This is a genomic window from Corynebacterium sp. MSK204, assembly GCF_030229885.1.
In the GTDB taxonomy this organism is placed as follows: domain Bacteria; phylum Actinomycetota; class Actinomycetes; order Mycobacteriales; family Mycobacteriaceae; genus Corynebacterium.
Window position 1 is genome coordinate 53,245 of the sequence record NZ_JASPGQ010000001.1, and the last position, 20,502, is coordinate 73,746.

At 58.7% G+C, this 20,502-nt stretch carries 18 protein-coding genes; 15 read left to right on the forward strand and 3 right to left on the reverse strand.

The features are described 5' to 3' along the window. Positions 1 to 228 precede the first annotated feature (228 nt). The 9 genes from QP908_RS00270 (at position 229) to ffh (ending at position 10,816) form a co-directional block, all read left to right on the forward strand. On the forward strand, positions 229 to 3,210 hold the full coding sequence (locus tag QP908_RS00270; protein ID WP_284771429.1) for a DUF4040 family protein: 2,982 nt from the start codon (positions 229 to 231) through the stop codon (positions 3,208 to 3,210). Continuing rightward, entirely contained in the window at positions 3,210 to 3,686 is a 477-nt protein-coding gene (locus QP908_RS00275; protein WP_005278605.1) for a sodium:proton antiporter, read from the forward strand. Before QP908_RS00270 ends, QP908_RS00275 begins: the two co-directional genes overlap by 1 nt. Beyond that, positions 3,686 to 5,227, forward strand: a complete 1,542-nt coding sequence (locus tag QP908_RS00280) for a monovalent cation/H+ antiporter subunit D family protein (RefSeq protein ID WP_284771430.1) — start codon at positions 3,686 to 3,688, stop codon at positions 5,225 to 5,227. The genes QP908_RS00275 and QP908_RS00280 overlap by 1 nt, the downstream gene beginning before the upstream one ends. Continuing rightward, positions 5,228 to 5,761 (forward strand): monovalent cation/H+ antiporter subunit E, encoded by a 534-nt coding sequence (locus QP908_RS00285; RefSeq protein WP_005278609.1) that lies wholly within the window; start codon positions 5,228 to 5,230, stop codon positions 5,759 to 5,761. Next, positions 5,758 to 6,048, forward strand: a complete 291-nt coding sequence (locus tag QP908_RS00290) for a cation:proton antiporter (protein WP_284771431.1) — start codon at positions 5,758 to 5,760, stop codon at positions 6,046 to 6,048. The genes QP908_RS00285 and QP908_RS00290 overlap by 4 nt, the downstream gene beginning before the upstream one ends. A gap of 3 nt (positions 6,049 to 6,051) precedes the next feature. Next, complete coding sequence (locus QP908_RS00295; RefSeq protein WP_284771432.1) at positions 6,052 to 6,420, forward strand: Na+/H+ antiporter subunit G; 369 nt, start codon at positions 6,052 to 6,054, stop codon at positions 6,418 to 6,420. Positions 6,421 to 6,646: 226 nt separating this feature from the next. Further along, positions 6,647 to 6,985, forward strand: coding sequence for a P-II family nitrogen regulator (locus tag QP908_RS00300; RefSeq protein WP_005278617.1), 339 nt, complete (start codon positions 6,647 to 6,649; stop codon positions 6,983 to 6,985). Between the two features lie 6 nt (positions 6,986 to 6,991). Continuing rightward, positions 6,992 to 9,124, forward strand: coding sequence for a [protein-PII] uridylyltransferase (locus QP908_RS00305; protein ID WP_284771433.1), 2,133 nt, complete (start codon positions 6,992 to 6,994; stop codon positions 9,122 to 9,124). 51 nt (positions 9,125 to 9,175) lie between these two features. Further along, positions 9,176 to 10,816: a signal recognition particle protein gene (ffh, locus tag QP908_RS00310; protein ID WP_005278622.1), complete on the forward strand. Its 1,641-nt coding sequence runs from the start codon at positions 9,176 to 9,178 to the stop codon at positions 10,814 to 10,816. Between the two features lie 97 nt (positions 10,817 to 10,913). On the opposite strand, the gene QP908_RS00315 is transcribed toward ffh, so the two are convergent. Beyond that, positions 10,914 to 13,181 (reverse strand): acyltransferase family protein, encoded by a 2,268-nt coding sequence (locus QP908_RS00315; RefSeq protein ID WP_284771434.1) that lies wholly within the window; start codon positions 13,179 to 13,181, stop codon positions 10,914 to 10,916. Positions 13,182 to 13,537: 356 nt separating this feature from the next. Here QP908_RS00315 and rpsP point away from each other — a divergent pair, with 356 nt between their 5' ends. Next, positions 13,538 to 14,038: a 30S ribosomal protein S16 gene (gene rpsP / locus QP908_RS00320; RefSeq protein WP_005283672.1), complete on the forward strand. Its 501-nt coding sequence runs from the start codon at positions 13,538 to 13,540 to the stop codon at positions 14,036 to 14,038. Between the two features lie 144 nt (positions 14,039 to 14,182). On the opposite strand, the gene QP908_RS00325 is transcribed toward rpsP, so the two are convergent. Both QP908_RS00325 and QP908_RS00330 read right to left on the reverse strand, forming a co-directional pair. Beyond that, entirely contained in the window at positions 14,183 to 14,887 is a 705-nt protein-coding gene (locus QP908_RS00325) for a TetR/AcrR family transcriptional regulator (RefSeq protein WP_005283669.1), read from the reverse strand. Between the two features lie 29 nt (positions 14,888 to 14,916). Further along, complete coding sequence (locus QP908_RS00330) at positions 14,917 to 15,342, reverse strand: cupin domain-containing protein (RefSeq protein ID WP_005278635.1); 426 nt, start codon at positions 15,340 to 15,342, stop codon at positions 14,917 to 14,919. A gap of 86 nt (positions 15,343 to 15,428) precedes the next feature. On the opposite strand from QP908_RS00330, the gene rimM reads away from it, so the two are divergent. The 5 genes from rimM to QP908_RS00355 all read left to right on the forward strand — a co-directional run bounded on the left by rimM (position 15,429) and on the right by QP908_RS00355 (position 20,366). Further along, the gene (rimM, locus tag QP908_RS00335) at positions 15,429 to 15,926 is read left to right on the forward strand and encodes a ribosome maturation factor RimM (protein WP_284771435.1); all 498 of its coding nucleotides are present in this window, start codon (positions 15,429 to 15,431) and stop codon (positions 15,924 to 15,926) included. Next, positions 15,923 to 16,813 (forward strand): tRNA (guanosine(37)-N1)-methyltransferase TrmD, encoded by an 891-nt coding sequence (trmD, locus tag QP908_RS00340; protein WP_023017299.1) that lies wholly within the window; start codon positions 15,923 to 15,925, stop codon positions 16,811 to 16,813. The genes rimM and trmD overlap by 4 nt, the downstream gene beginning before the upstream one ends. 65 nt (positions 16,814 to 16,878) lie before the next feature. Further along, positions 16,879 to 17,193 carry a hypothetical protein gene (locus tag QP908_RS00345; RefSeq protein ID WP_284636235.1) on the forward strand — a complete coding sequence of 105 codons (315 nt, stop codon included), beginning with the start codon at positions 16,879 to 16,881 and terminating at the stop codon, positions 17,191 to 17,193. 98 nt (positions 17,194 to 17,291) lie between these two features. Next, on the forward strand, positions 17,292 to 17,882 hold the full coding sequence (locus tag QP908_RS00350) for a hypothetical protein (RefSeq protein ID WP_284771436.1): 591 nt from the start codon (positions 17,292 to 17,294) through the stop codon (positions 17,880 to 17,882). 159 nt (positions 17,883 to 18,041) lie between these two features. Next, positions 18,042 to 20,366 (forward strand): Tex family protein, encoded by a 2,325-nt coding sequence (locus QP908_RS00355; RefSeq protein ID WP_284771437.1) that lies wholly within the window; start codon positions 18,042 to 18,044, stop codon positions 20,364 to 20,366. The last annotated feature ends 136 nt before the right edge of the window (positions 20,367 to 20,502 follow it).

Consider the following 20,502-nt stretch of genomic DNA (forward strand, 5'->3'; position numbering starts at 1 on the left):
GATAACTCCTCAGTACCCCGGCTGCTTACAAAAGCGAGAGAGCCGCGGACGCTGGGGAGTTTTCGCTCGTCTATGTGCCGTGCACGTATGCCCCGCGAGCATGGGGAGCCGTGGATTACTGTGATCTGGATTGGGCTGGTGAGCAATGGTAATCTGGTATGGCTGTATTTAGTGATTTGTGCGAAATTCGCACCAATCCAAGACCAAGGTTCGTGAGGCAAGTATTTCGTGACGCTACTTTTTGCTGTCCTCCTTGCGGCATTGGCAGTGATCTTGGCACCGGTGACCGTAAAGGTCATGGACCGACAGGCGGGCTATCCATTAGCCGTCCTCTTTCTCATCGCAGCGGTGCTCATTGCTAAGGATTTTTCTGCCATTGCAGCGGGGGAGGAACTCAGTTTCCAAGCCACCTGGGTACGCGATTTTATTGCACCGGGGGTTGACGTAAGTTTCGCTCTGCGCGGAGATGCATTGAGCATCTTCTTCGCCATGTTGGCTCTCGTTATTGGCGCTGTCGTGTTGACGTACTCGGCAGCGTATCTCCCGAAAAATGAGGGAAATACGAGCTTTTATACATTGATGACGGCATTCACGCTGTCTATCTTGTTGCTGGTTCTGGCCAATGACGTTGTTGTCCTATTCCTCGCTTGGGAGCTTGTCTCCTTGGCTTCCTTCATGCTCATTGCGCGCTCTGGCTCTGGGGGAGAGGCAGGTTCGCAGCGCACCTTAATCCTGACGTTCATCGGTGGCCTGACGCTATTGACGGCATTGGGCATCGCCGCGGTGACCACCGGTTCGACCACCATCTCTGAGATCCTTGCATCCTCGGTATGGGATGAACGTCCAGGCGTGACTGCAAGCGTTGCCGTGCTTATCGCGGCTTCTGCCTTTACCAAGTCCGCTCAATTCCCATTCCACTTCTGGCTGCCAGAAGCCATGGCCGCCGCTACGCCAGTCTCGGCGTTCCTGCACGCCGCGGCCGTGGTTAAGGCGGGTATCTACTTGCTTATTCGCTTCTCCACGGTCTTCTACGATGTCGCGGTATGGAACTGGGTGCTCATCGTCGTCGGTATGGGCACGGCGGTTATGTCCGCGGTATTCGCGGTGCAAAAGACGGACCTGAAGAAGCTGACCGCTTATTCCACCGTGTCTCACCTGGGTTGGATTGTCGCCACCATCGGTGTGGGCACCCCGTTTGCTATTGGGGCAGCACTGGTGCACACCTTGGCACACGCGCTCTTTAAGTCCTCGCTGTTCATGCTCATCGGCGTCATTGACCATGAAGCAGGGTCGCGCGATATCCGCCGCCTTGGCCCGCTGTGGAATAAGATGCCGTGGACGTTTGGTTCTGTAGTCATCGGCGCCGCATCCATGGCTGCGGTACCTCCACTACTGGGCTTTGTATCCAAGGAAGGCATGCTTACCGCCTTCGAGGACGCCCCGATCGGCGGCGCAGGTCAAGCAATCCTGCTCATCGTGGCAGGTATCGGTGCCTTCTTTACCTTCACCTACTCTGCGAAGATCGTCTTCGGCGCATTCTTCGATGGACCGCGCTCTATGGACGATGTCCACGAAGCCCCAGTTGCCCTGTGGCTTCCCGCGGCATTGCCAGGCTTTATGTCCCTGCCGCTCGTCTTCGTCCTGGGTATTTTCGATGAGCCTTTGGAGCATGCCGTTGGCGCCGTGGGCATGGAAACGCATTCGCACCTTGCGGTATGGCATGGAATCAACGTGCCATTTATCATCTCGATCCTCGTGCTGGTGGCCGGCATCACCGGTCTCTTTGCCCGCAAGAAGATGTGGCCGGCCTTCGAAGGCCGGAACTTCATGCCGCGCAGCGGCAACGAGCTCCTACAAAGCCTGCAAGATGGCTGCGCCAAGCTCGGCCAGGTATTGGGCAAGATGTCCGATTCCCACAACCCTTCCCGTCATATCCTGCCGATCGTCATCGTGGTTATCGTCCTCGCGGGTACTACCTTGTTTGGTGAGGGTGTCGACGGCGTACCGTTGCAACCGCGCGTCGATGGCCTCGACAACCCGTGGGACCTGCTGCCTTTGGGCATCATTGCTTTGTCCGTATTTGGGTTGGTTCGCACCAAGAACCGCCTTACCGGCGCCGTCATGATCGGCATTGCAGGTACGGGAGTTACCTTGCAGATGTTCCTCTTGGGTGCACCGGACGTGGCACTTACCCAGTTCATGGTGGAAGCACTCTCTGTGGTCGTCATGATGATGGTGCTGCGTTATCTGCCGGAGACTTTCCAGCCGGTTACTGATAAATCCCGCAGGGTAGGCTCCATCGTCATTGCCGTCTTGGCCGGTATTGCGGCCTTCCTCGGCGTGTGGGGCCTGATGGGCCGCCACGAACGCTCGGATTTGGCGCTGTGGTACCTCGACAAGGCACCGGATATCACGGGTGGCGATAACGTCGTGGCCACCATCATCGTGGAATTCCGTGCACTCGATACCTTGGGCGAGCTGTCCGTGCTGGGGATGGCCGCCGTCGTTATCGCAGCCATTACTACGACGCTGCCGCGCTTCCCGTTCAGCTCGGGTACGCGCCCGGCGCCATTCGGTCAGTCGCAGCTGAACTCCGTGCCGCTGCGCAAGGGAATCAATATTGTCATTCCTTTGCTCATCATTATGTCCGTCATCGTCTTCTTCCGCGGGCACAATGCCTCCGGCGGCGGATTCCCCGCGGCGCTCATCATGGGTGCGGCTATTGGCCTGACCTACCTGTCCCGCGGTTCCGATGAAATCGTCTTCGGCCGGATGACCCCAGTGCACCTCACCGGCATTGGCATCATTACGGCGCTATTGGCAGGCTTTATTGGTTTCTGGCACGACGGCTTTGGCAATGGTGGTTTCCTCACCGCCCTGCACGGCGAAGCCTTTGGCCAGCACTGGACGACGTCCCTCATCTTCGACCTCGGTATTTACCTGGCCGTGTTGGGCATGCTCACGATGGCCATCAACGCCTTGGGCGGCTACCTCAGGCCTGGTACCGAGCGGGACTACCTGCCGTGGATTCATGACGATGACTCGGCCCTGCCGGCCACGCCGCGCATTGCCGTTGAGGATGCGGACGATCCGTATCCAGACCCAATCAACCCGTCGACGGATCCGCTCGCTTTGCTGAGCCCCAAAGAGGCAAGGACAAAGACAAAGCAACGTCGCCGTTCTAACGCCAACCGAGGAGGGGAGAAGTAATGATTCTCGCGTTAACTATCGCCATCCTCATCGGTGGCGCCGTCTACCTCATTCAGCAACGCGGCTTGGTCCGCATTGTGTTGGGCATGATGGCATTCGGCCACGGTGCCAACCTGACCTTGTTGGCCACTGGCGTGTACTCCTACCGAGGTGAAGCCTTTCCCTCAGAGGTACCCCATGACCAGATGGCCGATCCGCTACCGCAGGCTTTCGTTCTGACGGCAGTTGTTATCTCCATGGCAACCTCGACCATCCTGTTGACCATGGCTGCGATGGGCAAAAACGATGACACCGATGTTGTAGAACCCGTCGATGACAACACTATCGATCACGCATTTTCTACATTGGGCCGCGATGCCCAGAACCGTGCGATCTTGGAAGAATCCGCGAATGAGCTCGATCGCATTGGCCGGGTAGACCACGACACCCCTGTGGCTGAACGCGGGGTAAATAGGAAGAAGGAGGATGAAAAATAATGGCTGATGTTGTAGCCCAACTTCTTCCGCTTTTCCCGGGCATTCCGCTCATTGCTGCGGCTCTTGCCTTGCTGGCGCCGTGGCGCGCCGTCCGCGATGCGATCATGCTCATCATCCCCGGAGTCGGTGTCTTCGCCGGCCTGGGACTGTTGATCTACACCATGAACAATGGGGTAGTGGCGCATACCGTGGGCCTCTACGTAGGCAACGTGGGTATTCCGCTCGCTGCGGATGCGTTCTCTGCGCTGATGATCATCACCACGATGATCGTGGCCTTTGGCGCAAACTGGTTCGCCATTGTGGGCGGGGAAACTAAGTCTCGTTACTATCCATCGCTCACGCTGATTCTTATCACCGGTGTATGCGGTGCGTTGCTAACCGCTGATCTCTTTAACTTCTTCGTGTTCATTGAGGTCATGCTGCTGCCGTCCTACGGCCTTATCACCATGTCTGGTACGTGGTCGCGCCTGGCGGCAGGACGCGCGTTCGTCCTCGTTAACCTTTTTGCCTCCACGCTGCTGGTGGTTGGTGTCGGCTATATCTATTCCGTCACCGGCTCGGTTAACCTGGCTGCCCTGCAGGGAGCCGCCGCCGGCAACGGCCCGGTGACCGTCGCCGCGGGCATTATCCTTATTGCGATTACCGCCAAGGCCGGTGTCTTCCCGGTGCAGTCTTGGCTGCCGCGTACCTATCCAGGCACCTCGGCCGCAGTGATGGGCCTTTTCTCCGGCCTGCACACGAAGGTCGCCGTCTACATGCTCTACCGGCTGTACGTGCAGCTTTTCGATCTCGAACAGCGGTGGAACGTCCTCATCATCGCCCTCATGCTGATCTCGATGATGATCGGCGCCTTTGGTGGTCTGACCGAAAAGACGATTCGCCGTGTGCTGGGTTACCAGATGCTCAACGGTATGCCGTTCATCTTGGTGATGCTGGCCTTTACCTCGGAAGACCCAAGCCGCGCCCTGGCCGCCGGTATCATGTACACGATTCACCACATGGTGACCGTTGGCTCGTTGATCCTGGCGTCCGGTGCTATCGAAGAGACCTATGGCACGGGTGACTTGACCAAGCTATCCGGCCTCGCGCGCCGCGATACCATCATCGCCTGGATTTTTGCCGCCGGTGCCTTCTCCGTGGTGGGCTTCCCGCCATTCTCCGGCATGTGGGGCAAGCTCATGATCGTCTTCGAGGTCGCCCGCAATGGCGGCGCTTGGGCCTGGATTGCTATTGCCGCCATCATCATCGCCTCCTTCGCAGCATTCTTGGCGATGTTGCGCGTCTGGCGCGAAGCCTTCTGGGGACACGATTTGCCCTCGGACAAGGTTCCAGATGAGCTCATCATCCGCAAGAAGCTGATGGCGCCTTCCGCAGCGCTCATCTTGGTCTCGCTGGGCATGTTCATTTTCTCCGGCGTGGTTATTGATGCGGTGGAAACCGCAGCCGAGCAACTGCTGGACACGACGGCTTATACTGACACCATCTTGGGCGATGATTCAGCCGCACTACCTAATATCGATGACATTCAGGAGGGCCGATAAATGCATGCCGTAGCTTATGCACTCTGGCTCATCAAGGAGATTTTCGTTGCTGGGTTCACCCTGGCGATGTCAGCATTTAAGCCCGATAACGAATACCACCCGGTGATCATTCGGTACCCACTGCGCGTTACTAGCGCCTGGGAGATTTTCTGGTTCACTTCTTCCATTACCGCTACCCCTGGCACGCTGTCTTTGGGACTGCGCGAACCACCGCGCAAGGGCTTGCCCCGCATCGTGCTAGTACAAGCGGTACAGGGTTCCGATCCTGCGGCGATTGTGGCTGACTTGGCCGATATGGAAGAGCATTTGGCACCGCGCGTTAAGAGCATCGACTATGGCGTTCCTGGGCAAGGGGATACGACGGAGCTTGATGAGGCTTTCTACGAATTCCCCTTGGATACCCTCGGCCGCTATATGCGCTCGCCGGACCTCGCGCGGGCGGAGGACACTCCGCTTTCGGAGAGCCAGGCGGACGTCGAAAAGCCCAAGCACCTCGCCCGGAAAATTCAACGCAGGAAGGAGACCGACCGATGATTGATTTTGCAACATTGTCCCCATTCGGTTGGGTTGTACTGGTGTGCGTGTTCATCATGGGCGGGGCAGCCTGGTGCGGGGTGCTATTGGCGCTGCGCACCCGTGACGAGCTCACCCGCGCGGTGATGTCAGACATCGTCTTTTACGGCATGATCTGCATGTACCTCGGTTGGGCAATGATCAACAATGCTCCATTGGCCTATGATATTGCCCTGATTGGCGCCATCGCTGCCGGTATTTTGCCGACGTTGTCTATGGCCCGCATTATTTCGAAAGGGCGGCGATAAGCCATGGCTGTATACGAGATTATTGCTTCGGTTCTGCTCATTGTGGCCACCATCCTAGTGGTGGCAACCGTGGTCTCCTTGTGGCGCGCACCGGATGCCCTGACGCGTGCCAACCTGATGGGCCCGACCGTGGGGTTGGCGGTTCCGCTTATTATCCTCGCCAAGCTAGTCGTGGATTTTGGTCAAGATGGCTTTTCTTTGGCGCTTCTTATCAAGGGGCTTATTGCCTGCTTTGGCGTGTGGATTATCGGCTCGGTCGGCTCGTTCTACCTGGGGCGTTCCATCTATGGCGTTGCGGTTACTGACGTCAAGCACGCCAAACACAATAATGAGAAAATTCAGACCGTCTACGCCGATGAAGACGAAATCTAGGTTTTCCTACCCTAGTGTGCAGCGCGGGTTCGTACCTTTTCCATGGAGGGTGTGCGGCCCGCGTTTCCTTTGCGCTGCCGCGGTGTTTAACGCAGTGGATGCAGTTGTAATTGCAGATCGCCACCGTAATTCGGGCACATTCGGAAGTTGGGCCGGGCTAGACTGGAACGCAGCATATCCGCGCCGCGCTTGGCCGCCGAATTATACTTTTCATTAGGAGGATTAAATGAAACTAATTACCGCCATTGTTAAGCCGTTTACTCTGCCGGATATCCGGGAGGCGTTAAAACAGCAGGATGTACACGGCCTTACAGTGACCGAAAGCCAAGGCTTTGGGCAGCAGAGCGGGCACAGCGAGGTTTACCGCGGCGCCGAATACGCGACGGACTTTGTGCCCAAGGTGAAACTTGAAGTTTTGACCGCTGATGACCAGGTGGAAGACCTCATTGATGCCATCGTGGATGCCGCTTATACCGGTAAGATTGGCGATGGCAAGATTTGGATTACCCCGGTAGAAGACGTCATCCGCATCCGCACCGGGGAGCGCGGCGAGACCGCCCTGTAATTACAGATGGTGGCAGCATCCGCTCTTCGCAGCGAAGCTTATGCAGCGGCGGTGCGCATAGTCCAGGGTTTGGACCTGCCGCCGCACACGGCGCTAGCAGCAACCGGCTCTTTAGCCCGCCAGGAGATGACTCCCTATTCCGATATTGATGTCATCTTGATTTTCCCAGAGGACCATGAGCCAGATGCCAACCTGGTAGAGGACTTGTGGTATCCGGTCTGGGATGCCAAGTATCGGTTGGACTTTGCTCTGCGTACCCCGCAGGAGTGCGCGGAGATTGCCCTGCAGGATGCCTCGGCCGGTTTCGCGCAATTGGACCTGACTTATATCGCTGGCGATAAGCCGCTTGTCGATGACGCCCGTCAGCGCCTCCTGCACGCGTGGCGGCGGCAGCTGCAGCGGGGCTTTGATAGCTTCGTCGCTATCGTCATCGCCCGGTGGAACCGTTCTGGCGCCGTTGCCACCATGACCAACCCAGATCTGAAAAACGGGCGAGGGGGATTGCGCGATATTCAGCTCCTGCGCGCTTTAGCCCTGGGAAACCTTTGCGATCTGCCTGCGCTGGAAGAAGAGCGGCGGCTGTTACTCGATGCACGGACCCTGCTGCACGTAAAGGCTCGCCGACACCGCGATATTTTGGATCCGGACTTTGCCGCAGATGTCGCTGACGAAATGGGCTTTAACAGCCGCTATGAGCTAACGGCGGCATTGGTAACTGCGGCATCTGCTGTCGATGAAGCGGTAGAGCGTAGCTTGGCCACGGCCCGCGACGTTTTGGGTAGCCGCAGCGCTAGTAAGTCGCAGGGAAGGAGCCGCGTGCGGCGTCCCCTCGACGTGGACGTCGTGGCCGATGGCGACGTTATCTCCCTGGCCCGTACGCCCAATCGTGCGGATCCATGGCTGTTGACCCGAGTCGCGGCGGCCGCAGCACGGACGGGTTATTCCGTATTACCTGCGACGTGGCGGGCGTTGCAGGAGCTGCCGGCTCCACCGGAGCGGTGGCCGCGGGCGGCCGTCGATGACTTTTTCGCCATTTTGTCTTCGCCTTCTCATACCCCGCGGGTGATTGCGGAGCTGGATCGCTATGGCCTGTGGGAGCGCTTGGTCCCCGAATGGGGTCATGTGCGCGGTTTACTGCCCAGGGAACGCAGCCACATGCATTCCGTGGACTATCACTTGGTTGCCACCGTGACGCGCTGCGCCGAGGTCCGGACCTCGGTGGCCCGCCCAGATCTCCTCCTCTTGGCTGCGTTGTACCACGATCTGGGCAAGGGCCATGACCGCCCGCACGAGCAGGTAGGAGCAGAGCTGGTGGCGCGGCAAGCCGCGCGCATGCGGTTTAACCTTGCGGATATATCTCGCGTGCAAACCGTGGTGGCAGAGCATACGAGCCTGGCGCGATTGGCGGCGACGATGGATCCGAGTTCGGACGCCGCGCGCGATGCCCTATTAAATGCGTGCCATTATGACCAATTGACCATTTCGCTGCTTGCCACCTTATCCAAGGCGGATGCCTTATCGACGGGCCCTGGGGTTTGGTCCGCTCGCACCGCTCAGGCGCAGGCCCTGATCGTGGCCCGCGCCTTGGAGGCCAATAAGCCACGCATAGTGACCCGCCCCATAGTGCGTGTTCCGCAGGATGAGTATGGGGTAGGGCTTGCGGTTGATTGGCAGGAGGAAGTGGTCACCGTCACCTGGTCCGGCGCCAATAAGGCGGAGTTTAAGCGCATTTTTGCGTTGATTTCCGCCCTAGGGTGGACCATTGTGCGGGCCAATTTTGTGCGCGGTGATGCTGGTGGTTATCAGGCGGAGTTTGTCATCCGCACCGTGCAAAAGACGCTTAGAGAGGCCGCGGAACCGGACAGGTTTATCCAGTCCTATAATTCGCGGACGTACACCGAGCTTCCCGAGATCGCAGGTGAGCCCACGACGGCGGCGTTTAACGTGGGTGGAATCTTAGAGATTCGCACCGTGGAGAGGATAGGCGCGTTGGGCTATCTGGTGGAGGCTTTGCCGGAGTTTATGTGGCTGCGCCATGAGATCTTGGGTGCAACGATGATTGTGCATGTGTTCTTTGGAGCTTCGGTTTCTCGCGCCCAGGTGGTGGGGAATGTGACCAGGGCCCTGGCTAGGGACTAAGATTGAATAATTGAACTTTAGATCGATCTAATTTAAGGGAGCGCATCCGTAGTGTTTGACTCACTATCAGACCGCCTACAGTCAGCCCTGGCGGGCCTGCGCGGTAAGGGCAAATTAACTGAGGCGGATATCAACGCCACGACTCGTGAGATTCGCTTGGCATTGCTGGAAGCTGACGTTTCTCTGACGGTGGTGCGCGGGTTTATCAAGCGCATCAAGGAACGCGCCCGCGGCGCGGAAGTATCTGAGGCGCTCAACCCCGCCCAACAGGTGGTCAAGATCGTCAATGAGGAGCTCATTGAGATCCTCGGCGGCGAAACCCGTCGGTTGAACCTGGCCAAGAATCCTCCGACCGTCATCATGCTGGCCGGTCTGCAAGGTGCTGGTAAAACCACCCTGGCCGGTAAATTGGCCAAGCACCTCACGAAGCAGGGGCACACCCCCATGCTCGTGGCCTGTGACTTGCAGCGCCCAGGCGCTGTGCAGCAGCTGCAGATCGTCGGCGAGCGCGCGGAGGTCCCTACCTTTGCCCCAGACCCAGGTACCTCCCTGGATTCCAATGACCACGAGATGGGTACCTCTCACGGGGACCCAGTGGACGTCGCCAAGCGCGGTATTGCTGAGGCGAAGCAGAAGCAGCACGATGTGGTCATCATCGATACCGCCGGCCGCTTGGGCATTGATGAAACCTTGATGACGCAGGCGCGCAATATCCGCGACGCCGTAAACCCGGATGAAGTCCTGTTCGTCATCGACTCCATGATTGGTCAGGACGCCGTGCAAACGGCGGAGGCCTTCCGCGATGGCGTGGACTTTACCGGCGTGGTTCTCACGAAGCTGGATGGTGACGCCCGCGGTGGTGCAGCGCTATCCATTCGTGAGGTGACCGGTAAGCCGATTTTGTATGCTTCTACCGGTGAGAAGCTCGATGATTTCGATGTCTTCCACCCAGAGCGCATGTCTAGCCGCATTCTGGGCATGGGTGACCTGCTCTCCCTAATTGAGCAGGCGGAAGCCACCCTGGATCACCAGAAGGCCGAAGAAGCAGCCTCTAAGCTTGGCTCCGGCGAGCTCACGCTGAATGACTTCTTGGATCAGATGCTGATGATCCGCAAGATGGGTCCCATTGGCAACTTGCTGAAGATGATGCCTGGCGGCAAGCAGATGAATGAGATGGCCGCCATGGTGGATGAAAAGCAGCTGGATCGCATCCAGGCCATCATCCGCGGTATGACCCCAGAAGAGCGCGAGAACCCGAAGATTTTGAACGCATCGCGCCGCAAGCGCATCGCCAATGGTTCCGGTGTGAGCGTGTCCGAGGTCAACCAGCTCATCGAGCGCTTCAACCAGGCCAAGAAGATGATGTCCAAGATGGCCGGCCAATTTGGCATGGGAGGTGGCGGACGTTCTGCCACCAAGAAAAAGCCTAAGGGGCGCAAGGGCAAAAACGGCAAGCGCAAGAAGGGCAAAGGTGGCGGCGGCAACCGCGGGCCCAAGATGCCAGGCGGTATGCCAGGAATGGGCGGCGGTATGCCGTCGATGGAAGAGCTACAGCAGCTGCAACAGCAGATGGGAGGCGCTGGCGGTGCCGGTGGCCTCGGTGGTGGAAAGATCCCTGGTATGCCCAAGATGCCCAAAGGCATGGAGAATATCGACCTCGATAACCTCAACTTTGGCAAGGGTAAAAAGTAGCCGCGCAGAGACATAAATAGGCAGAGACATAAATAGAAGGTGGCCCATTGCTTACAGGTAATGGGCCACCTTTGTGCGTGTCGTCGCGGGGGAGCGTTTAAACTGGATCGTTTTCCGGGGTATTGGGGTACGGCACTGGGTTGGCGCGCCGCGCACCACCGGTGGTGGGGGAAGCTGGCGATTCCTCTAGTGCTGCCTCCGCCTCTTCAGGGGAGATTTCTGGCGCCTCTTGCTGGACTTTTTCGCCGTTCAAGAAGGGGGTGAGGGCTTCTCGGATCATCGGCATCGCGGAATCCGCAAAGGCATTGGTGATGTGGTGCATATCGCGGTAGACCATGGTGTTGCCGATGATGACCGGGCAATCGCCATTAGCATCGCAGAACCACGGCGCGGTATCGAGTGACAGCATGTTTTCGTACTGCGATAGAACAACGGCACCTGGATCGTAAGGTTGGTAAACCTCCTCAAACCGCATGCCGCAGCCCACAGCGTCTTCAGTGGCAACGTAGCACTCATCGAATTCGCGCGGCTCCCCGTCCTCATCGAATCCCCACGGGTTATCGCGGAAACCCAGGAAGGGGATATCGCGCTTGGACAGCTCATCCCAGAAGGCTTGGTAGCCGGCGGGCACCGCGTCGGGGCCATGCCCAAACTCGTTTTGCGGGCGGGTGGTATTGGAGATAACCAACTCTGGCTGAGCTTCGGCAATGCGGTCCATGACCAGTTCACCCCACTCGGCGCACTCTGGGTTGACCGTGACGTCATCGCCAAGCTCGATGGGGCAACCTTGGCGCAAGAGAGGAACCAGCTTGAAACCCATCTCTCGGCCGAGGCGGTCCAGGGCAGAGGAGTATTGCTCCGCGTGGGATCCTCCCACCAAATAGACTTCCTTTTCGGCAGTGGTGTCGCCGAAAATGCAGGGGGTCTTGCCGTCCCTGCGCGTCTCAAAGAAGAAATCAGCGGGCTGAGTATCGGGCACGAAGCACCAGTTTGCAGCAACCGGCGGCTCGATTCCTCCAGCAACGATGGGATCTGGTTTGATTTCTACTCCGTCCGGCGGGGTGATGTCATTAATGAATGTCGTGGCTCCGGGATATTGCTGAGGATTGAGCATTTCCGCGTCAGCATTATTAATGGTGCGCAGCCACAGCGGCTGAATGAGAAGCAGCGCCGCGACGCAGCTGGCCACTACGACACCGCCGATGGCTCGACCGGCACCGGCACGGGTGGACAGACTAGAGACCGCCTTGTGGGCCGGAAGGTCCTCTGCCAAGGGTCGCTTGCGGTGCTGGCGCAGGGGGCGTTCGATGAAGCGATGCGTGATATCTGCAAGCAGCAGGGAGATGGCAATAATAATGATGCCCAGCCACCACGACGGGGTCTGCTGACCCAAGTACGAGGTGGACAGAATAAGCAGCGGCCAGTGCCAAAGGTACAGCGGATAGGCGATATCGCCTAGCCAGCGCGCCTTCTTAGAGGCCATGGCCTTGGAGATCTTGCCGCCACCGCCCAAAATGATGAGCACGGCACCGCCCAAAGGCAAAAGCGAGAGCGGTCCTGGGTAGGCGGTGGTCTCTGCGATGATGGCGCCGGTAAAGACCAGCATGAAAAGGCCAAGGCCGGTAAACAGGTCATAAAAACGTGCAGGGATTTTCCATGCGGAACCGTAGATGGCTAGAACCGCACCGAGGGTCAACTCCCAGGCACGCGACCACGTGGAGTAGTAGTTTTCTGGCGTTCCGTGCAGCCCATGGCGCGAGGCATAGGCAAAGGACACGATGGTCACTACGATGAGAATGGGGCCGGCGATTTGATTGACCGTGGGGAAGCGGCTGGTCCGCAGCGAAGAATGCTGCGGACGCCATTTCATAATCGCGGCCAGGATGAGGGCAAAGGCTATGCCCATCAGGTAGAACTGGCCCTGCACAGACATCGACCACATATGCTGCAGCGGGGAAGTATCGGCGGCGGCCGCAGTGTAGTCAGCGTTTTGGCGCGCCAGTTCCCAGTTCTGGTAGTACAGCATGGTTGCTGTAATTTGCTGGGTAAATTCAGTGCGCATGAGCTGCGGCGTGCAAAGGCGCACCAATATATACGTCACACCGATGACTAAAACGAGGCTTGGTACCAAGCGGCGCAGCGTGCGCCAGATTGGCCACCATGGGTTCAAGGAGGCGTTGGGCTTGCCGGCATAGCGCAGCTGCGAGCCTAAGAAGAAATAACCGGAAAGCAGTAAGAAGACATCCACGCCGCCAGATACACGACCGACAAAGACGTGGTAGATAACTACGAGGCCAATTGCGATACCGCGCAGACCATCGAGGTCATAGCGGTATCGAAAGTTGCGTGGAGAATCATTTGTCATAAAACGTCATTTCGTGCGCTTGTTCATGGAAAACAAACGCGGCGTATTTCAAAGCCTTCTGTGGCAAAGGTTTACATTCGGCTAATAAGGGTACTCTTTAAAGGTCTCGAAGGCATAACGGGGCAACGTAAAATGCGGGAGACGCGAAGATTTTAAAATACTGCCTGCACACGCTAAAATGGTTCAGGTTATCGCAGCGGTGCGAATTGCTGCTGATAATGAGACGTTTCATTCTGCGTAACACCGTTCCCGTCTACGGTCGGCCGGTACGTCACGCGCAGATAAAATCCAAGGGTTGAACCGGCGCGCTAAAAGGCGCGTGTCTGAACTGCCCAGTGACTAGAAAAGGAGCCATCATGGCTGTCAAAATTAAACTGCAGCGCGTAGGTAAGATCCGCGCCGCTGAATACCGCGTAGTTATCGCTGATGCTCGTACCCGCCGCAGCGGCAAGGTCATCGAGAACATCGGCATCTACCACCCGAAGGAAGAGCCTTCCCTCATCAAGATCGACTCCGAGCGCGCACAGCACTGGTTGTCCGTTGGTGCACAGCCCACCGAGCCGGTCTTGGCACTGCTGAAGGTCACCGGTGACTGGCAGAAGCACAAGGGCCTGCCGGGCGCAGAGGGCACCCTGAAGGTTGCTGAGGAGAAGAAGTCCAAGCTGGACCTCTTCAACGAGGCATTGGCTGAGGCTAATAACGGCCCAACCATCGAGGCCATCACCGAAAAGAAGAAGGCCAAGGAAGAAGCAAAGAAGAAGAAGGAAGCTGAAGAGGCTGCTGCAGCTGAGGCTGCCGCTGCTGCTGCCGGCGAAGCAGACGCTGAAGCAGAAGCTTCTGAGGAGTCCGCAGAGTAATCTGCTCGGGTTTCTAGCGCCCTCTACCAATAAGAGGGCGCTTGCATAAACTTCATCCCCCACCTGCCATCGTTGCATTGACATACGGTGGCGAGTGGGGGACTTTGCGCGCTTGGCCAGCGCGCGGCCGCCGCAGGCTAGTGCCTAATGCTCCCCATCGTGTGGGCGCAGTTCGGGGTAATTGCCATATACATCGTTCGGATCTTCAAAGTCCATTCCGCGCAGGCTGCCTGCGACGACGGGCTTGAAAAGCTTATAGATTTCCTCCCGCGGCAGCTTGGACAGGGGGCCGTCAATGGCAAGCACGGTAAACCCGTGGACGGCGGACCAGGACAGCAAGCTATTGTGCAGGAAGTATTCTTTCTTGGGCGTTTGGCCTAGGGCCTGCGCATGGCGCGCCAAGAGATCGAAGTAGCGCTGAATCAGGTTCAGGTGTTCGCTTTTTGGATCATCGGGGGTTGACGGGTCCACGCCGAGCATAAAGCGCAGCGCCTTCCACTCCAGCATGCAGCGGAAGAAATTCGTTTCATCCAGGGCGAAGTCGAGGTAGGCAAAACCTATCTGCACGAGGTGATCGGGGAAGGCAAGGTCACCAGCTTCATTGGTGGTGCGGTGCAGGCGGCGCACGAGCTCATCGGTGGCGAGCTCGGCCACCTTATCGTGTAGCTCTTCCTGGTCCTTAAAGTGCCGGTAAGCGGACGTAGGGGACACTCCTGCCGCGCGGGTGACGGCGCGGATGGTAATAGCCTCAGGACCTTTTTCTTTGCCTAATTGCACGGCGATGCGCAGCAGCTCGTCGTGGAGGTTTCCGTGGTGATAAGGCTTGTTATGAGACTGCGTTGTATCCAAAATCTGTCCTAACCGTGTGTGTATTTCAATTAGCCCGTAAGCATCGTTAAAAGCATCAGTGCAGGCTGCGCGTCCGCCTGTTGTGCGGGCGAATCCGAATCCATCTCCGGCAGGGGCGCGGCAACGCTATGTACTGTATAAGCCGGCAAGTGCACCATATTACCCGGGGATAGGGTGACCGTTTTCTCCCCGCAGGTGAACTTCACCTCGCCGCGTATGGCCTGCACGGTAATCGGGTGGGCGGCTTTGTGGTCCGGCAAGGTTTGCCCCGGTGCGAAGCTAAAAAGGATGAGGTTGGCGCGCTCACCGTTCAAGACCCGCTTGACCCCAGGGCGCTTGCGCTCAGGATCGGTGGCAGGCGCCAAGGCTACGAGGTCAAGGTCAATCAAGGGCGAGTGCGGTGCCTCCTGATGTGCACCGCGTGGTTCGGAAGCAGGGTTGGGTGAGTCGTTCATGCCACAAGCCTAATCCTTGGCGGCGGGATTGTGGGGAACGCGGCAGGAGATAAAGGTAACGGGGTGTATGCGGTAAACTCTGCGCCATGGAATTGATGATTGGGCGCGTCATTAAGTCGCACGGTATCAAGGGAGAAGTGGTGGTAGAACCCACCACCGATGAGCCTGAGGTGCGCTTTGCAGTGGGAGAAAAACTGCACGGAAGGCAGGGCCGCAAGGAACACGAATTGACCATCTCTGCGGTGCGCAACCACAAGGGCAGGCTTTTGGTGACGTGCAAGGAAATTGCCGATCGCACCCAAGCGGATAGCCTGCGCGGCACCCAATTTTTCGCCGCCCCGTTAGAAGATGATGACGAGGGCTTTTATGATCACGAGCTCGAAGGCCTGCGCGTTATCCGCGACGGGGAAGATATCGGCGCTGTGGTTTCCGTCGTGCACGGGCCTAGCCAAGACCTCTTAGAGGTTGAGTTGTCTACGGGCGGCTCCGCCCTGGTGCCCTTTGTCCATGCCATCGTCCCAGAGGTCGATGTGGAAGCCGGCACGTGCACCATCGAACCCCCGGAAGGGCTGTTGGACCTATGAGGCTCGATGTAGTGACCATCTTTCCGGAATATCTGCAGCCGCTGCGCCACGCCCTTTTGGGCAAGGCCATCGAGCAGGGCCGCCTCGAGGTGGGCGTGCACGACTTGCGCCAGTGGGCCACGGATGCGCATAAATCGGTCGATGACTCGCCTTTTGGTGGCGGCCCAGGAATGGTCATGAAGCCTGAGGTTTGGGGCCCTGCGCTTGACGATGTCGCACTCGGGACCACCGCGCCCACCCTCGAGTCCTCGCTACCGCACCTCAACCGCCCGCGCCACGATGAAGTAGAGGGCGTCGAAGCTCGGGCCTATGGCGCCGATGCGGCGCACGAGGAGCACGAGGACGCCAGTGAGGATGGCGATCTCCCGCTGCTGCTGGTGCCCACCCCGGCTGGGGCGCCGTTTACCCAAGCGGATGCGCGGGCATGGTCTACCGAGGAGCATATTGTTTTTGCCTGTGGGCGTTACGAGGGCATCGACCAGCGCGTGGTTGAAGATGCAAAGAAGCGCTACCGCGTTCGGGAGGTATCCATCGGGGATTATGTGCTCATTGGCGGGGAGGTCGCCGTATTGGTGATTGCAGAAGCCGTCGTCCGCCTTATCCCCGGGGTATTGGGCAATAAGCGCTCGCATGAGGAGGATTCCTTTTCTGATGGCCTGTTAGAGGGACCGAGCTATACCAAGCCGCGGGAGTGGCGCGGGCTTGCGGTGCCGGAGGTTTTGACGTCTGGAAACCATGGGCTGGTAGATAGGTGGCGCAGGGAACAAGCATTAGAGCGCACGTGGCAGCGTCGCCCGGAGTTATTGGACCAGGTGGAGTTGAGCAAGGCGGATAAAGCGTATGTAGCGAACTTGCGCGCACGCGAATCTGAAGGCAAGGGGAAATAATGCAGGTGAGCGTGGATCTTTCTGTGCTGATGCCCCAGGAAGAATGGGAAGGATGCCAGGAAGATATGCCGCAGAAATTACGCGATGCAGGTTTTACGCCGGTAAATATTTTTGCCACTGTGGTTGCCCCATCGGCGCCGAAAGATAGCCCATTGGCTCAAGAATATGCCTTCAGCAATGGAACCGCGGCGGAAGGAACGCCGCTGTGGCGGGTCATCGTCAATGGCGATACCGCAGCAGCCCTGCCTTCCGTCGCGCCGGTGGTTGCTGAGTGCCTACCGCCCACCGCGGCGTGGTTGGGGAGCACGGAAATCGGCCATACCGAATTCGCGTGGTCGGCCGAGCCCGTATGGAGCGCAGAATCCTCCGAAGAAATTTAAGAAAAGCTCTCTAGAAAAACGTGTATCGATGCTGGGTAGTGCTACTGTAAGTGCAGCATTTACTCGCATTTTTTACTTGCTCTCCAAGGATCTCTCGCATGACTTCTCCCAATGGAAATGACTTTGGCGGATACAACCAACAGCCGCAGTACAACCAGTACCCCGCGTATTCCCAGCCGCAACAGAGCCGCGGCGGGAATGGGGCCATGATTGCGGCGATCATTTTGGGAGTTGTGGCGCTAGTGGCCGTTGCTGCTGCCGCATTCTTTTTCGTGCAGGGAAATGGCAATAAGTCCAGCGCCACCGCGCAGGAAAGCCAATTCCAGCAAAAGGTTGACTCCACCAAGGTCGATGCCAAGGACGACGGGAAGTCTGGCAGTGAAGCTACCGTGACCAAGACCGAACAGGCCCCCGCGCCCGCCCCAGCACAGGCGGCTGCAAGCAGCGGCAATGGGCACTCGTGGGGCGATTACACGAGCTATTACGCGGCCACGAGCAAAACCTCAGAGGCCTTTGCCAAAAACGTCTACAACACCTTCATGAATAACTGGGTGGCCGGTGGCGGAACGGATGCCACCTTGAGCGTTTATTCTCCTACTACCGGTGGTACCTATACGATGTACTGCTCCGGCAGCTCCTCACGGGTAAGCTGCACCGGCGGCGATCGGGCCGAGGTAGTCATCCACTAAATCGGGGCGTCTTTTACTCCTCTTCTTCCTGCTTGTAGCGTGCGGGAGGGAGAGGATTTTTGTGTGTCCGGCGGTGGCAGGCCGGGGCGGTGGACAAGGCATGCGGTAGATTGGGTGGGTCCCGTACCAAGCTTTGAAATAGAAGTGTGAGGAATCTACGTGAATATTGCGGCCACCATCGCGGCGGAGATCGGCGCTCAAGAAACCCAGGTTTCGACGGCGCTGAAACTCCTTGCGGAGGGAAATACCGTGCCTTTCATTGCGCGCTATCGCAAGGAGGTCACGGGTGGTTTGGATGACGCGCAACTGCGCACCATCGAAGAGCGGGCCACCTACCTGCGCGAGCTAGAAGAGCGCAAAGAGACGGTCCTTGCCGCCATTGATGAGCAGGGCAAGCTTAGCGATGACCTGCGCGGCCAGATCCTTGCCTGCGATACCAAGGCGCGGCTTGAGGATTTGTACCTGCCGTATAAAAAGCGGCGAAAGACAAAGGCGGATATCGCGCGCGAAGCCGGCTTGGAAGAGCTGACCGATACATTGATCGCGCAGCCGCAGGCCCAGCCGGAGGAACTGGCGCAGGACTATCTCACGGAAGGTTTTCCCGATACCAAGAAGGCGCTCGAGGGTGCGCGCTCCATTCTCATCGATCGCTTCGCGCTCGATGCGGACTTGGTGGGAGGCGTGCGCGAGCGCATGTTTGACCAGGGCACCATGCAAGCGCAGGTTGTGGAAGGAAAGGAAGCCGAGGGGGCGAAGTTTAAGGATTACTTCGACTTCAACGAGCCCTTTTCTTCGCTGCCCTCTCACCGCATCCTGGCGCTACTGCGCGGGGAGAACGAGGGCGTGCTCCAGCTGCACCTGGACGCCGGTGACGACGCCGACTACGAGGACCTCATTGCGGATCGCTTCGATCTGGATCGCAGCTCCGCGTGGCTGGATAATGCCGTGCACTGGGGATGGCGCACCAAATTGTATGTTTCCTCCAGCCTGGATGTGCGCATGCGCTTGAAAGAAGTGGCAGAAGAAGGCGCGCTCAAGGTCTTTGCCACCAACCTGCGCGATGTTCTGCTCGCCGCCCCCGCGGGCCAGCGCGCGACCATCGGCCTCGATCCGGGCTACCGCAACGGCACCAAATGTGCTGTGGTGGATAAAACGGGCAAGGTGCTTGATACGACCATCGTTTATCCTCACCAGCCGCAAAACCAGTGGTCGCAGGCGGTGCAGACCCTGTCCACGCTGTGCGCGCAGCACTCGGTTGACCTCATGGCCATCGGCAATGGCACTGCCTCTAGGGAAACGGAAAAGCTTGCGCACGAGATTGCTGACCTGCTCAAGCAGGCTGGCGGCCAGCGTCCGACGCCCGTCGTGGTCTCCGAATCCGGCGCATCGGTCTACTCCGCATCGCAGCTGGCGGCGGAGGAATTTCCTGATATGGACGTCTCGCTGCGCGGGGCGGTATCCATCGCCCGGCGCCTGCAGGATCCGCTGGCAGAGCTGGTGAAAATCGATCCGAAGGCCATCGGCGTGGGCCAGTATCAGCACGATGTGAACCAAACGTCGCTGGCACGAACGCTGGACGGCGTGGTGGAAAGCGCCGTCAACGGCGTTGGCGTTGACCTCAATACGGCATCGGCGCCGCTCTTGGAGCGCGTGGCGGGCGTGAACCCCACCATTGCCGCCAATATCGTGGCCTACCGCAATGACAACGGTTCTTTTGCTACCCGCAAGGAACTGAAGAAGGTGCCGCGCCTGGGGCCGAAGGCCTTTGAACAGTCCGCCGGCTTCCTGCGCATTAATGGGGGAGCGGACCCGCTCGATGCGTCCGCGGTTCACCCCGAGGCCTATCCCATCGTGACGCGGATTGCGGAGCAGACGGGGCTGGGCATCGGCGAGCTCATTGGCAATACCCGCGTGCTGGACAAGCTGGATCCCGCCAATTTCGCCGATGAAACCTTCGGTATCCCAACTGTGAGCGATATCATCGCCGAGCTGGATAAGCCCGGCCGCGATCCGCGCCCTGAGTTTAAGACCGCCACCTTTAAAGAAGGCGTGCATAAGGTCTCTGACCTTACCCCAGGCATGGTGCTGGAGGGCACGGTCACCAACGTGGCGGCCTTTGGCGCGTTTGTGGATGTCGGCGTGCACCAAGACGGCCTCGTCCATGTCTCTGCCATGAGCCATCAGTTTGTTTCTGATCCCCATGAGGTCGTGCGCTCCGGCCAGGTGGTCAAGGTCAAGGTGATGGAGGTCGACGTCGATCGCCAGCGCATCGGCCTATCGCTGCGGCTGGATGATGAGCCGGGCCAGCCCGCGCCGAAGCGCCGCGGCGGCGACTCGCAGCGCGGATCCGGCAAGCGCGGCGGTCAAAAGCCTTCGCGCGCAGCGGGGAAGAAGGGCGGACGCAACTCCGATCGTGGAGGCTCCCGCGGGCGCCCGGCAGCCAAGGGGACCATGGCCGATGCCCTGAAGAAGGCCGGCTTCTAGCTACCGAAATCGGCCCCCATCAGCCGCGCGGTGGAGGGCCGCTGCCTGCTGCGGTGGTGGGGTGCATTCGTCCCGCCAACCGCACACGCGCAGAAGAATTTTCCCGCGACATCGCAGTCGATGCGGCCCATTGCGT